13 protein-coding genes are annotated in these 14,045 nt (G+C 52.3%); all 13 read left to right on the top strand.

The features are described 5' to 3' along the window. Nucleotides 1-62: 62 nt before the first annotated feature. The 13 genes from JSQ80_RS04130 to JSQ80_RS04070 all read left to right on the top strand — a co-directional run bounded on the left by JSQ80_RS04130 (nt 63) and on the right by JSQ80_RS04070 (nt 14,045). Complete coding sequence (locus JSQ80_RS04130; RefSeq protein ID WP_206094449.1) at nt 63-1,463, top strand: ammonium transporter; 1,401 nt, start codon at nt 63-65, stop codon at nt 1,461-1,463. Continuing rightward, nucleotides 1,435-2,598 carry a DUF294 nucleotidyltransferase-like domain-containing protein gene (locus JSQ80_RS04125; RefSeq protein ID WP_206094448.1) on the top strand — a complete coding sequence of 388 codons (1,164 nt, stop codon included), beginning with the start codon at nt 1,435-1,437 and terminating at the stop codon, nt 2,596-2,598. The genes JSQ80_RS04130 and JSQ80_RS04125 overlap by 29 nt, the downstream gene beginning before the upstream one ends. Next, a complete protein-coding gene (locus JSQ80_RS04120; RefSeq protein ID WP_206094447.1) occupies nt 2,595-3,332 on the top strand; it encodes an exonuclease domain-containing protein in 738 nt (245 codons plus the stop codon). The genes JSQ80_RS04125 and JSQ80_RS04120 overlap by 4 nt, the downstream gene beginning before the upstream one ends. Before the next feature lie 162 nt (nt 3,333-3,494). Then, nucleotides 3,495-5,030, top strand: coding sequence for a DHA2 family efflux MFS transporter permease subunit (locus JSQ80_RS04115; protein ID WP_206094446.1), 1,536 nt, complete (start codon nt 3,495-3,497; stop codon nt 5,028-5,030). Between the two features lie 16 nt (nt 5,031-5,046). Continuing rightward, nucleotides 5,047-5,646: a PadR family transcriptional regulator gene (locus tag JSQ80_RS04110; protein WP_240463522.1), complete on the top strand. Its 600-nt coding sequence runs from the start codon at nt 5,047-5,049 to the stop codon at nt 5,644-5,646. Nucleotides 5,647-5,769: 123 nt separating this feature from the next. Beyond that, nucleotides 5,770-6,636: a 3D domain-containing protein gene (locus JSQ80_RS04105; RefSeq protein ID WP_418888867.1), complete on the top strand. Its 867-nt coding sequence runs from the start codon at nt 5,770-5,772 to the stop codon at nt 6,634-6,636. A 140-nt stretch (nt 6,637-6,776) separates the two neighbouring features. Beyond that, the gene (locus tag JSQ80_RS04100; RefSeq protein ID WP_206094445.1) at nt 6,777-7,151 is read left to right on the top strand and encodes a hypothetical protein; all 375 of its coding nucleotides are present in this window, start codon (nt 6,777-6,779) and stop codon (nt 7,149-7,151) included. Nucleotides 7,152-7,835: 684 nt separating this feature from the next. Further along, a complete protein-coding gene (gene liaF, locus JSQ80_RS04095) occupies nt 7,836-8,828 on the top strand; it encodes a cell wall-active antibiotics response protein LiaF (RefSeq protein ID WP_206094444.1) in 993 nt (330 codons plus the stop codon). Between the two features lie 7 nt (nt 8,829-8,835). Beyond that, nucleotides 8,836-9,918 carry a HAMP domain-containing sensor histidine kinase gene (locus JSQ80_RS04090; RefSeq protein WP_087433447.1) on the top strand — a complete coding sequence of 361 codons (1,083 nt, stop codon included), beginning with the start codon at nt 8,836-8,838 and terminating at the stop codon, nt 9,916-9,918. Nucleotides 9,919-9,957: 39 nt separating this feature from the next. Next, nucleotides 9,958-10,623 carry a response regulator gene (locus JSQ80_RS04085; protein ID WP_206094443.1) on the top strand — a complete coding sequence of 222 codons (666 nt, stop codon included), beginning with the start codon at nt 9,958-9,960 and terminating at the stop codon, nt 10,621-10,623. A gap of 35 nt (nt 10,624-10,658) precedes the next feature. Next, complete coding sequence (locus JSQ80_RS04080; RefSeq protein ID WP_087433449.1) at nt 10,659-11,075, top strand: YugN family protein; 417 nt, start codon at nt 10,659-10,661, stop codon at nt 11,073-11,075. A 460-nt stretch (nt 11,076-11,535) separates the two neighbouring features. Further along, nucleotides 11,536-13,194 carry a S1C family serine protease gene (locus tag JSQ80_RS04075; protein ID WP_206094442.1) on the top strand — a complete coding sequence of 553 codons (1,659 nt, stop codon included), beginning with the start codon at nt 11,536-11,538 and terminating at the stop codon, nt 13,192-13,194. Nucleotides 13,195-13,358: 164 nt separating this feature from the next. Then, the gene (locus JSQ80_RS04070) at nt 13,359-14,045 is read left to right on the top strand and encodes a response regulator transcription factor (RefSeq protein ID WP_176392801.1); all 687 of its coding nucleotides are present in this window, start codon (nt 13,359-13,361) and stop codon (nt 14,043-14,045) included.

The following is a 14,045-nucleotide window of genomic DNA, read 5'->3' as shown; positions in this document are numbered from 1 at the left end:
TCCATAAATCAATACATTTATGTTAGATAACATGACATAAAATGATAAGGAGTGTGGAGAAAATGTTGAGCAACCATGTGAAGTGCAAAATGCGAGATGGAGGAAGGTGGACTGCTGCGGCTCTTTTCGGCTGCGGTTGGTTCGGGCTCGTTACCGATATGGTCTCGGCTGCGGGAGATTCGTCCGTCCAGACGCTGGAGACGGGACTGAACGCCTTGTGGGTGATGCTGTCCGCCATCTTGGTGCTGTTCATGCAAGCGGGATTTATATTGCTGGAATCGGGATCTACCCGCATGAAAAATGCGGGGCATGTCGCAGGAAAAACCGTCTTCACCGTCGGCTTATGCTCGATCGTGTACTGGGCGGTCGGGTACGGCCTGATCTTTGGCGGCGGCGGCAATTCGTTTATAGGTTGGGGCGATTTCTTCTTCAATCCGTACACGGCCGCCGGCATGCCTCCATTCGTGTTCTTCACCTTTCAGTTCGCCTTTGCCGCAGTATCTTTATCCATTGCTTGGGGCGGTTTTGCCGAGCGGGCTAAGCTATCCGTCTACGTGCTCTTCACGGTGCTGTTCACCGCCGTCATCTACCCGATCGTTGCGCATTGGATATGGGGCGGCGGCTGGCTCGCCGCACATGGCAAGCAGGATTTCGCCGGCTCTACGGTCGTCCACTTGACTGGGGCGATGGCGGCGCTTGCAGCCACTCTTCTCTTGCAACCACGCATCGGAAAATACAATAAAGACGGGGCTCCGAATGAAATAAAAGGCCACAACCAAGTCTATACGACGCTCGGCGTGCTTATCCTCTGGATTGGCTGGTTCGGGTTCAATGCGGGCAGCACGTTGACGGTCGGCGACGGATTTTTTGGGTATGTCGCGATGAACACTCAGCTGGGCGCCGGCGCCGGCGCCATTGCCGCGCTTGCCATCAGTTGGATCGTCAACGGCAAGGCCGAAATTCCGACGATATTGAATGGCACCCTTGCCGGATTAGTCGCAATTACCGCATCGTGCGCCTTCGTTGATCCGTGGGCGGCGATCGTCATCGGACTTATCGCCGGCGTGCTGGTCTTCTACAGCGCAAAGCTGTTCGAGAAGCTGCGCATCGACGATCCGATCTATGCCTTGTCCGTGCACGGCATGGCGGGCATCTGGGGAACGCTATCGAACGGCATCTTCGCTACGACGGAGCTGGCGGAGAAAGTCGGCGTCGGCAAGGGAGGGCTTATCGACACCGGCAGTTTCGAGCAGTTGTGGGTTCAAGTGTACGGCATAGCGGCGGCGGGCGCCTTCGCTTTCTTCGTCTCTTATATCCTCCTGTTCGTCATCAAAGGGTTGACAGGTCTGCGCGTGCACGAGGAGCAAGAGATTATCGGACTCGACCTGAGCGAGCATGGCGAGTACGGGTATCCGGAACAAATGAAGCAGGTGCATGAATCCCTTGCTGGCCAACATTTTTGAGGCGGCCGGGATGCCTCTGCCGCCCTTGCAGCTGCTCCGCCGTTTTATCGACAAGGCGCCCGACTTGGCACAGCTGGGCCAGCTCCGCAAGTCATTGTACGTGCTGTTCGCGACGAGCTTCGTTCAGAATGAACAGGACGAGTTCGATTTCCATGAACAGTGGAACGATATGCAGGATCGCTTGATCGCCCAGACGGTCCGCTTGACAGAGGCAGAGCTGCGCAAGCAAGGGTTGAATGCGCCTTGCGCCTATGCATTCGTCCTGTTCGGCAGCGGGGGCCGGCGGGAGCAAACATATTGGAGCGATCAAGATAATGGCATTGTGTACGAAGACCTGTCTTGCGATCGGGCTGAGGAGGCCAGCCTTTATTTCCAGCGGCTCGGGACGGAAATAGAGAAGGCGCTGCAAACGGTCGGTTATCCGCCATGCGCAGGCAAAGTAACGTGCGGCAACCCGCAATGGTGCATGCCGAGGGCTAAGTGGCTGGAGCAGCTGCAGAGGTGGTTCGATCAGCCTGTTTGGGAGCATGTCCGTTATTTGCTCATCTGTGCGGATATGCGACCGCTGGCCGGAGAGAGCCATCTGGCGGACGATGTATCGGACCATTACCGTACGTGTGTAAGACGGTATCCGGAGCTCGCTGGCCAGCTTCTGCATCATTCGCTGCGCCATCAGCCAGTGCTCGGGCTGCTTGGCAACTTGATCCGGGTTCCTTACGGCGCGCATGCCGGAGGAACGGAAATCAAATATGGCATTTATATCCCATTCGTGAACGGAGTCCGTTATATAAGCATCATGTACGGGCTCGCGGACACCTCGACGAAGGCGCGCATATCCGGGTTGCGCAGAATCGGAGTGCTGAAGCCGGAGGAAGCCACGCGGCTGCTGGCGCGTTTCTCCCTCTGCCTGCGTTTGCGCAAGCTGACAGAGAAGGAGATGATCGCGGACGGTCTATGGCAGTCAAGCGGCATTGTTGCAAGGGAGCTATTGCTGAGACCGGTCCGGGCGCAGATTAAGGCGTGCGTGCGTGAAGTAAAGACCTTGCAGCAGCGCGCCCGCATCGAGTGCAGAAGGCAGGAGAAGAGGCTGAGCAACGATGCCGATGCAGACAGGGATGGGGCTGATGGAGGATGACGCGCTGGGGTCCTGCTTCGGAGGTATGGAAAATATACCGTCAAGGCGGCCTCGCTCCGGCGCTCGCTTCCCTGTACGACATGAAAAGCGGGCAGCAGATCGCTTTCATTCGCTCGCTGGCGCGGGAGCAGAAGCGGCAGAGTCTGGATCATGTCCCCTTGACAGAGCTGGAGGCCGTCATATTCGATCTGGAGACGACTGGCTTCTCGCCACAGAGGGGGGACGAAATTATTTCAATCGGTGCAGTAGCGCTTCACGGGGAACAATGCCCCGAGCATGACCAATTCTATAGTTTGGTCAATCCGAATCGTGATATCCCGCCGCACGTAGAACGATTGACTTCCATCACGAATGAGATGGCCCAGCAGGCGCCGAGCTTGGTCATCGTGCTGGGCGAGTTTCTCCAATTCGTGCGCCAGCGTGTGCTCATTGCCCATGGAAGCGGGCACGATAGGCGCTTTATTAATGCCGCTTTGTGGAAGACGTCCCGTGTCATGTCGCAACACCGTGTTTTAGATACGATGCACGTGGCTGCGAAGCTGTATCCCCGATATATCGATAACACGCTCGACGATTGGCTCTCGTTCTACGGATTGGACAATACGGGCCGCCATCACGCGTTGCACGATGCTATGTTGACTGCCCGGCTGTGGTGCGCGCTGGTGAGCGACATCGAACGGCAGCGGGAGGTGCGGACGGTCGGAGAGCTATACGCCTTTCTGGGTCAGGATTAAACTGGATATGAGGTCTGAGGACGCCAATGTTCATGTGAGAGGTGCTGGCGGTCCCTCAGGCTTTTTTTTTGCAGCGGCTGCAAAAAAACGTATTGCATTATATTCTAATTTAAATATAATTACTTATGTATTCAAATTAGAATATAGAGGAGTGGGGTTAAAGTGTCTCGTGTTCATATGACTGTCCTTGGATTGTTAATGGCATTGCTTATCGTCTCGCTGGACCAAACTATACTGGTCACTGCCTTGCCTGTCATAGTGGCGAAGCTGGGAGGGATGAAAGAGTTCGCTTGGGTATTCTCTGCGTACTTGATCGCGAGCGTGGCAGGCATGCCGCTATTCGGGAAGCTCTCCGACATGTATGGGAGAAAACGATTTTTTGTGTTCGGAATAATCGTATTTATGGCCGGATCGATGTTGTGCGGCACAGCCTCGTCCATGGACGGGCTTATTATGTTCCGTGTCGTGCAGGGAATTGGCGGTGGGGCGCTGATGCCTGTTGTGTTTACGATTCTGTTCGACCTTTTCCCGGCCGATAAGCGGGCGAAAATGACGGGGTTGTTCGGCGCTGTTTTCGGACTATCCAGTGTGCTTGGGCCGATAGCCGGCGGATTTTTCACGGATTATATACATTGGCGTTGGATTTTCTTTATCAATCTTCCGATTGGGCTTATCGCGCTGCTGATTGTCGTCTTTTGCTATCGTGAAACTTTGGTTTTTCGGAAACAGCAGCTTGATTGGTTAGGAACATTTACGTTGGTCGCCTCTATTTTGTGCTTCATGTTCGCGCTTGAGATGGGCGGCAAAGAGGAAGCGTGGACATCCCCGCTCATCCTTGGTCTGTTTGCCGCAACGATCGCGCTGCTCATTGCTTTTATATGGATCGAATCGCGTGTCGCGGAACCGATCATTCCATTGAGGCTGTTCCATAACCGGCTGTTTACATCCAGCATGGCTGCCGGGCTGCTGTTCGGCATGGTGCTGATGGCAGGAGCCGTCTTCATTCCGTTATTCGTGCAGGGCGTCGCCGGAGGGAGCGCCACGAGCGCGAGCACCGTGCTCACGCCGATGATGCTTGCTCTTGTCGTCAGCAGCATGGCTGGCGGGATGCTGGTGAGACAACTGCCATTCCGAAACATTATGCTGATCGCAGTGTCGGTTCTGTTGGCAGCGGTCGTCTGTCTGGCAGGGGTGACCCCGGAAACGTCACAACTGCAAATGACGCTTTATATGATAGTAATGGGGCTTGGAATCGGGGCTTCTTATCCCGTGACATCCTTGGCTGCCCAGCATAACATCGATTATCGGCAGCGGGGGACGGTCAACTCGCTAGTCCGTTTTTTTCAAACGCTTGGCAATGCGCTTGGCATCGCTATTTTCGGCAGCTTCCAGACTTCCTGCTTGCAGGAGAAATACAGCGCCGTCCTATCGGACCCCAAGCTGGCGGAAGCGTTCGGCAATCCGCAGGTTCTGCTTCAAGAGGAAGTGAGACAATCGATGCCGGGATCGTTGCTCAAGCAGCTGCTTGAAGTGTTGTCAGATTCGATTGCATACGTGTTCCAATGGTCAATTCTCATTTGTCTGTTCGCTGTTATGTTCATTTTGATGATGGGTCGTGTTAAAATGGTGACAACTAAACCTCATGGACATTCGACAACCGCTGCCGTTCAAGCGAGCGCATCATCCGGCGAAAGGTAAGCAAGGTTGTTGTCTCATGGATAAAGAGGTGGAACCGATGTCGATGAAACTGGCTATTCTTGGATTGCTCATGGACAAAGACTATCATCCTTATGAAATGAGCCAGGAAATGAAAGAGCGCGAAATGCACAACTATATGAAGCTTCAGTATGGCTCGCTCTATTATGCAATCGAACAATTGAAGAAGAGCGGGTTGATTGAAACGGTGGAAGTAATCAGCGGGGGGGCGCGTCCCGACAAGACGATCTACCGGATTACGAAGCAGGGCGAATCCGAGTTCCAACGGATGCTGCTTGAAGAGATGAAGCTGCCTCCGCATTTGCTGCATCCCTTCTTTGCGGCCTTGTCCTTTGTCAAATACGGCGATCAGGAAGAGATTAAAGCGATTATCCGCGCGCGCATTCAAGCGTTCGAGAAGGAAGTGGAGCGGATGTGGGCTTTGTATGAAGAGCATGTCCCCTCCGCATCGCGAGCCGTGCTGCATATGTTATACGGAGGCTACCGGTATACAGTTACGGAACTGAATTGGTTGAAGGAATTGTATAAGGATGCTGAAGCGAATCGGTTAGGCGATGTCGGTGAGCCGCTTCCAGTGGTTCCATTACACAAATCATAAGCCTGCTAGCGCTATAATATTGTCGAAGGAACATTCTCGCATGTCGGGAATGTTCTTTTTTTGTTGAATATGAATAAAAGAAAAAAACGGTGGAATCCTTCCCACTAAGGGAGGGGTAACCATATGTTTACAATGTATATCACACGCTTGGAACGAAAGGGACGACTGACATCGAGAAGAGATCGTCAGCCATGCGTGTTGGCAAGGTTGTCTAGATTGGCTTGTCTGAGCGCATTCCTCATGACGGCTGCGGCATTGGCGCCGTGGCATACGGCAACGGCTTATCTGTCTGCATCGCATACTTATCAGTGGAATAAGGAGATATCGGAAAAATACAGTACTCCGTGGTCCAATGACCGGTCGCAACCGATGCTGTCAATGGCGGGACACGCCTTCAATCATCATAACATGAACGAGTGGAGCGCCTACTTGGGGCAATTGAATCGGACCGTATCGACGCCTGCGCTCGTGTTCGTCGAGCCGCCTGCGAAAAAGCCTTCGGCAAAGCAGCAGCAAACAGCGATTCCCGTCTCTTCGGCGCAACTGTCGTTCACGGATACGAACCTCGCGCCGCAGCAGCAGCAGGTTCTTAAGAGCGTGAAGGTCGTTGCAACGGGGTATACGGCCGGGGTGGAATCAACTGGGAAAAAGCCGGGACATCCGGAATACGGAATTACGTATTCGGGCGTGAAGGTGCGCAGAGATTACGTCTCGACCATTGCGGCAGATTTGTCTGTCTTCCCTTTAGGAAGTATATTGTATATTCCCGGATACGGATACGGCATTGTATCGGATATCGGTTCCAAAATAAAAGGAAAGAAAATCGACCTGTACTTCGACACCACGAAGCAAGTATATAGCCAGTGGGGCAAAAAAGAAGTGGAAGTGCAGTTGATCAAGCAAGGAAACGGTAAATTGTCGGAGAAAACATTAACCGAATTAAACGAAGCGGTATTTAAGAACGGAAACATACCTAAATCAATGCTGTAGCTGTTGCTGAAGAACCTGGCAAGTTGTATGTGCTCCCCCTTGGAATAAAGGGGAGGATGTCATCGCATAATACTTCTTAGGGAAACGACGTTTCCTTGACATGTCCGCCAATCGGCGGAAATATCAGGAGGTGAACAACGATGGCAAAAAACAACAAAGCAAACCGCATGAATCCTGCAAACTCGAAATACATTTCGGGATTCGCAGCAGAAGCTGGAACGGCAGATACTGAATTCGGAACAGAATCTCTATCGGCAGACAATGAATTCGGAGCAGAATCTGTAACGGCGAATACTGGATTCGGAGCAGAATCTGTAACGGCGGACACTGAATTCGGAGCAGAATCTGTAACGGCGGATACTGAATTCGGAGCAGAATCTGTAACGGCGGATACAGAATTTGGCGCAGAAGCTGGAACAGCAGATACTGAATTTGGCGCTGAGTCGGCAGGGGGCTGCGGAGTAATCAACAATAAAAATGCAATGAAAAATATCGTAAAAAGAACAAAAAGATAGCATTCCAGCGATGGGCCGTCCCGATGAATTTAGCATACGGGATAGCCCATCGTTTAATATTGATGATTTCTCCATTCCTATTGAATTTCTTCATTCGAGTTTGAATAGAGCTTTGTTAGTTATTTCCGAATTTTGAAGAGGACTTTTTCTCTCGTTTCGGCACTTATAGCCCCCTCCCCTTCGGTCAGCATGAACGGAACGAACGATTCCCGCATTGCAAAGCGGTCCATGGCATGCTCTATGTTGTCTAGAACGGTTGATGATATAGCGGGAAGCCCTTCAACTGCAAATATACACTTAAAAATTCCGTTTTTGCGTCTTTCGTCATGCTAAACTGCGATTGTGCAGTTTATTTTTATATAATCGTATAAATAAGGTTAATCCCCTCAGTTTGAACTGCATATTTCCATTTCGAACGCCCCAAAAGGCGGAATATCGCCAAAACAACTGCACAATCGCAGTTCGTCGACCCCATTCCTTACGTGCCCGCCGAAAAGCTCACTTCGAACCGATTGCACGCAGCACAAAAACATCTTCCCGATTTGTTATGCATCCAGTAAGACACTTCCAGCCTCTCGGTCCCGAGACCGAGATCAACTTCCACCCCCCGCCGCTAGCGCAAGGACGAGACTTCGCGTACACTGAAGTTACGAGATTGAAGAATAACGGAAACGAGGGGTAACCATGGGTGAACAACATCGCGGACGGTGGTTAGGAGGGCTTGTTCTCATTGCCATCGGCGTCTTTTTCATGCTAGATCAATTGGGCTACATCAATATGGATATCGGGGAGCTTCTTCGGACCTACTGGCCGCTCATCTTAATCGTAACGGGGCTGAACGCATTGCTCAGCGGCGCATTGTGGGGGCTCATTCTGCTTGGTATCGGCGGTTTTTTCCAACTGACGAACTTGGGTTACTTGAACATGTCTCCAGGTGAATTTTTCAAGCTTCTGTTCCCGCTAATTCTCGTGTTTATCGGGGTAAGCATGCTCTTCAAGCCGAGAAAATACGCGGATAAATGGAAGAACAAGAAGAATGGCCATTGGAATGACGGCCAATGGGGCGGGAACTATGACCCGCATTATAGTGAACCGCAGCCGTTGGATGATGATTTCGACAAGAAGTTCAACAAAGAATTCAATAAGGACTTTGATAAAGAGTTTAACAAGGACTTCAACAAAGGCATTAATAAAGATTATGATATGAATATGGACTATGATTCGTCTATGAAGGGCGGGCCCTCATACTCGGGGCCGATACCTCCGCCGCCTATGGGATCATCCGGAGACAAGCGGACGACGGTCAATAAAGCCGGATTTATCGGAGATATTCATCTGGGCAGCGACTTTTGGGAATTGAAGCCGATGAACATTTCTCATTTTATTGGCGATACGGTGCTTGATTTGACGAAGGCGCAAGTGCCGTACGGCGAAACGAAGGTAACAGTCTCTTCTTTCATCGGCGACGTTAAGGTGTATGTGCCGAATGATATGGATTTGGGCGTCGTCGTCACATCAAGCTCTTTTTTGGGCGACGTGAAAGTGTTTGGCCGGGAGAAAGATGGCTTTATTAACAATTTGCAGGTGGAGACACCTTATTTCTATGAAGCAGGGAAAAAAGTCCGTATCGTCGTCAGCACGTTCATCGGCGATGTGAAGGTAATGAGAGTGGGGTAACGCATTCATGCTGTCACGGTGGTTCCGAAGTTCAAAAAGCGTAAAATGGGAGCTGCTCCTTACCTTTGTCATCTCGGGCTGCATCATTATGAGCGTCTTCTGGATTGGACTTGTATACGGCGGAACTTGGTATCAAGGCATGAACTGGTGGTTGTTCGGAATATCAACCGTCATCATTGTGTCGATTATTATGGGGTATGTGGCCGGCGTGCGGCTGCAGCGGCGCCTGGATGTGCTTCATATCAGCATGATGCAGGTTATGAAAGGGAACTGGTCTGAACGGATTCCGCTCGGGGACGATGCGTCGTTCGATCGGCTGTATGAGGATTTTAATACGATGGTGGGGGCCATGGAGCAGAAGCTTCGCATTTTGCAAAAGCTGTCCGAGCGGCAAGTGATGGATCGGGAGCGGGAATGTGAAGCGGTCGTATTGGAGGAGCGCCGCCGGCTGGCGAGGGATTTGCATGACACAGTCAGCCAGCAGCTCTTCGCGCTTCATATGGCCTCCTCTTCATTGCCCAAAGTAATGGAAATGGATATGGAGCGGGCGCGTCAAGTGGTGGAGCATCTGATTCAGATGTCGCACACGGCTCAGCGGCAGATGCGCGGCTTGATTGCGCAGCTGCGCCCGCTGGAGCTGGATGGGCGCACGCTGCAGGAGGCGCTTGAGCGTTGGTTCCCTGATTATTGCAGGCAGAACGGGCTGCAAGGCAAAATTGATATCGAGCTTGATTTCGAATTGTCGGAAGCCAAGGAGCATCAATGCTTCCTTATGATTCAGGAGGCGATGGCGAACGTCGTGAAGCACGCGCAGGCGAAGCTGGTTACGCTGACGATGCAGGAGACGCCGAATCAAGTCATTTTGTCGGTCAGTGATGATGGCAAGGGGTTTGATCAGCAGAGCGCATCATTTAAGGCCGGGAGCTATGGTTTGACGACGATGCGCGAACGGGTCGACAAGCTGGGCGGGCATATGGATTTGATAAGCCGGCCTGGTGCGGGGACGACGATTCGCGTGCATATTCCGATATTCGAGCATGAGGAGAATGAGGAAGCAAAAGAGCAAGCCGACGATTCCTCCTCGGCATAGGATCATGCATAGGATGGCAGAAGGGACGGGGGACAGCCGATGGGAGATCGGATGACGGTATTTCTCGTGGATGATCATGAGATGGTAAGATTGGGACTTAGAACGTATTTAATGCTCGATCCGAGCATTGACGTATTGGGGGAAGCAAGCGGTGGCGGAGAAGCGATACAAGCGATTCAGGAGCTGAGTGCCCGCGAGGAGCCGCTGCCTGATTTGGTCTTGATGGACTTGATGATGCCGGGTATGAACGGAGTCGAGGCGACGCGGGAGCTGATTGCTTTATTTCCGGATTTGAAAATCGTCATGCTGACAAGCTTTATGGAAGATGAGCAGGTCTTCGAGGCGATTCAAGCCGGCGCCGTGAGCTATGTGTTGAAGACGGTGTCCGCCGAGGAGCTCGTTTACGCGCTTCGCGGGGCTTTGAAGGGAATGCCTGTGATGAGCAGCGAAGTATCGCAAGCGTTGACCCGCGGATTGCGTAAACGCGCTGCGCAGCCGGACGATGAAGGCTTGACCGAACGGGAGAAGGAAGTGCTGCTTCTTATCGCAGACGGAAAGACGAACAAGGACATTTCCGAGGAGCTTCATATCAGCATTAAGACGGTGAAGACGCACGTATCCAATCTATTAATGAAATGCGAGCTGCAGGATCGGACTCAGCTCGCCGTGTTTGCCCATCGCAAAGGATGGGTTAAAAGTGGATGACTTCGTCTATCCTATGTAACAGAGGGGGTAATGCCATGCAACTGTTGCAGGGGAAAATGACGGGACGAAAATATGACACGAATGAACTGGTGCGGGCACTGGGACCGCTTGGCTTCAGCATCGGCGGCAATTGGAATTATGATGGCGGCAGCTTCGACTGTGCGCTGAACGATGAACAAACCGTGTGGCTGAGGCTGCCTTTTCGTGCGGTGAATGGCGCCTTCGACGCAGATTCCGCCGAAGCGGTCCTTGTCCAATTGGATCGGCCGTATGTATTGAAGCATCAATACCAGACTGGCAACGATCCGGCGGCTGATTCGCAGCTGTTCGGCAGTCTCATTAACCAGTTCCAGTCGCCGGCAGATAAGGATGCTTCGCTTGGCGAAGAGGAACTGAAGCTTGCCCGGGCAAAGCTTGACGAAGCCGAAGCGAAGCTGGATGCGGCAAAGTAGTGTGCACGTGCGGCAGCAACAGACATTATTTTTACCAAGATACGCATACAATAGGCATCAAGCGGTTGAAACAGGTCTGGGGGCCTGTTTTTTTGTATGAAAAGCAGGGGAGAACGGCTAAACGGTATATAGATTGGATTTGATCCAATGGATGCAGTTATTTTTCGGCGAATGCAGCGGAATAAGCGAAGAAGCGAGGGATCGAATTGGACATATTCCAACGAAGCTTATCGTACAGTAATTTACGTGCTATTTTCGCAGTACGAAGTCTAATGTATGAGACAAAAGGGAGCTAGAACGAGAGAAATGTGACATCCTGTGTTAGATTGTTCTTAGGAACGGCTCATTATCTTTTATCGTGTTTTATAATGATTTTAAGGTAAGTTTAAGGTTCCTCATCCATTATATAAATATATCATCACGATACTTTGATACGAGTTATTTCTAGGAGGTAAGCACTATGGACGAACAAGGGCGCAAGTTTTTTTCAACATCCGATAAGGATTCTAATACAACATCTTCTACGGAGCCTATGAACGGGCAGGCAGCGGATCATGAGAAGCAAAGCCGTGAGGATGGCACAGAACGCAATTCGCAGGAAGGCAGCTCTTATTATTACGCCTATGGCCCTTACCAATCGGTGAAAAATACGGATCCAGCGACGACGACTTCCGTTGATCCTAAGGGGTGGACGAGCGACGTGCAAGTGACGCCGCCGAATCCAGTCAAGCCGCTGCCCTTCTCTAGCGTAACGCAGCAAGGCGCAGGCCTGGGCGGCTATGCCGGAGGGGGATCCGGCGGAGCGGGAGGCCAGCCTCCTCAGGGAGCTCAAGGCAACTGGCAGTTCAATGAACCGAAGCGGAAGCGCAGAACATCATTCTTGACGATTTTCGCTTCTTTCATGGCAGGCGTGCTGGTCGTTGGTTCACTTATGTTTGCAGCGGATAAGACGAACCTGTTTACAGGCGACCAAGCGTTCGCAGGGAATGACAGCGCCACAAGCGCGGCGGCGAACGCCGTCACCACGAACGCCCCGGGCACGCCGTTCCCTGATGGGGCAAGCAGCGTGGCCGAAGTCGTCAAGCAGGCGAGCCCGGCTGTCGTTAAGATTGAAACGTACGCGAGAACCGGCGGAGGCAGCAGCCAAGGCAGCAATCCATGGATGGACGATCCGTTCTTCCGCCAGTTTTTCGGCGATTCATACGGCAGCAACGGCAACTCCAGACAAGATGCGCAGCTGCAGCCGCTTGGCCTCGGCACGGGCTTTATCTTCGATAAATCCGGTTATATTTTAACGAATCAACATGTCATCGAAGGCGGCGAAATGATTCAAGTGACGGTGGAAGGCTATAAGAAGCCGCTCAAAGCGGAGCTCCTGGGCCAGAGCAAGGATTTGGACTTGGCCGTATTGAAAATTACGGGCGAGGGCGATTTCCCGACCGTTCCGCTCGGCAATTCGGATGGGACGCAAGTCGGCGATTGGCTGGTAGCCATCGGGAACCCTTCCGGCTTCGACCATTCGGTCACGGTGGGCGTGCTCAGCGCGCGCGAGCGTTCCATCGATGTCAACGACAACGGCAGCGCGCGGAAGTACGAGCACCTGCTGCAGACTGACGCTTCGATTAACCCGGGGAACTCCGGCGGTCCGCTGCTGAACATGAAAGGCGAGGTCATCGGCATGAATGTGGCCGTCAGCAAGCAGGCGCAAGGGATCGGCTTTGCGATTCCTTCAAATGTGATGAACAAAGTCGTAAATGATTTGAAGGCGAACAAGGAAATTGCGAAGGATCCGGTTCCGTTCATCGGAGCAACGCTCGCGACAATGACGGAGGATTTTGCCAAACAAATGGGCATTTCTAATATAGAAGGCTCGCTCGTCATGAACGTCCTGTTCGGTTCGCCTGCTTATGAGGCAGACCTGCGCGCGTATGATATCATTACAGGCATGGATGGCAAAAGCTTCGCCGCCAAAGAAGATTTAATTGAAGAGATAGGGAAAAAGAAAGTTGGCGATACTGTAACGCTGCAGATTACCCGCAACGGGAAAAAGGCGGATGTGCAGGTGAAGATTGGCGACCGGAATAAATTCGAAAACCAATTGCAACAGCAGCAGCCTTAAGCATGCACTTGCGGCAGCGGCGGTAAGGGTTGATTTTCCCGCTTATGCGTGACAACATAGGAAGCACAGAACTGCGGCATGCAGTTCTTGGCTTCCTTTTCGTATGATAACAGGGTATATGAACCGATGCAGCCCTAGACTATAAAGAAGAGAGGACTTACATGATGCGTTCTAACATATTGATTGTGGATGATGACGAGAAGATTACATCCATGCTGCGCCGGGGGCTCGTATTCGAAGGATATGAAGTGCGCACGGCGTCGAACGGCACGGAAGGATTGCGGGAGATTATGATGCAGGAGCCGGAATTGGTCATTCTTGACGTCATGATGCCGGAGGTGGACGGATGGGAGGTGTGCCGCCGCATGCGTGAGGCAGGCAGCGCCGTGCCGGTGCTTATGCTGACGGCGAAGGATGAGGTGCAGGATCGGGTGCGCGGATTGGACAATGGCGCTGACGATTATTTGGTCAAGCCGTTCGCCTTGGAAGAATTGCTTGCCCGCGTGCGCGCGCTCTTGCGCCGCCGTTCGGATAGCGAAGGGGGATCTCACCGCCTGGCCTTCGAAGACATCGTGCTCGATCTGCATACGCGGGAAGTGCAGCGGGACGGCAAGTCGATCGAACTGACGGCGAAGGAGTTCGAGCTGCTGCATCTGTTCATGCAGAACCCGAAGCGGGTGCTGCCGCGCGACATGATTATGGAGAAAATATGGGGGTACGATTACAGCGGCGAATCGAATGTGCTTGAGGTATATATTGCGATGCTGCGCCAGAAGACGGAAGAGCATGGGGGCAAACGCATCATACAGACGATCCGGGGGACGGGTTATGTGTTGAGAGGGGACAACTAG

Origin of the sequence: Paenibacillus apiarius (assembly GCF_017052585.1) — a bacterium.
GTDB lineage: Bacteria > Bacillota > Bacilli > Paenibacillales > Paenibacillaceae > Paenibacillus_B > Paenibacillus_B apiarius.
The sequence above is the reverse complement of the archived record's forward strand: the minus strand, read 5'-3'. Positions and strand labels throughout refer to the sequence as shown.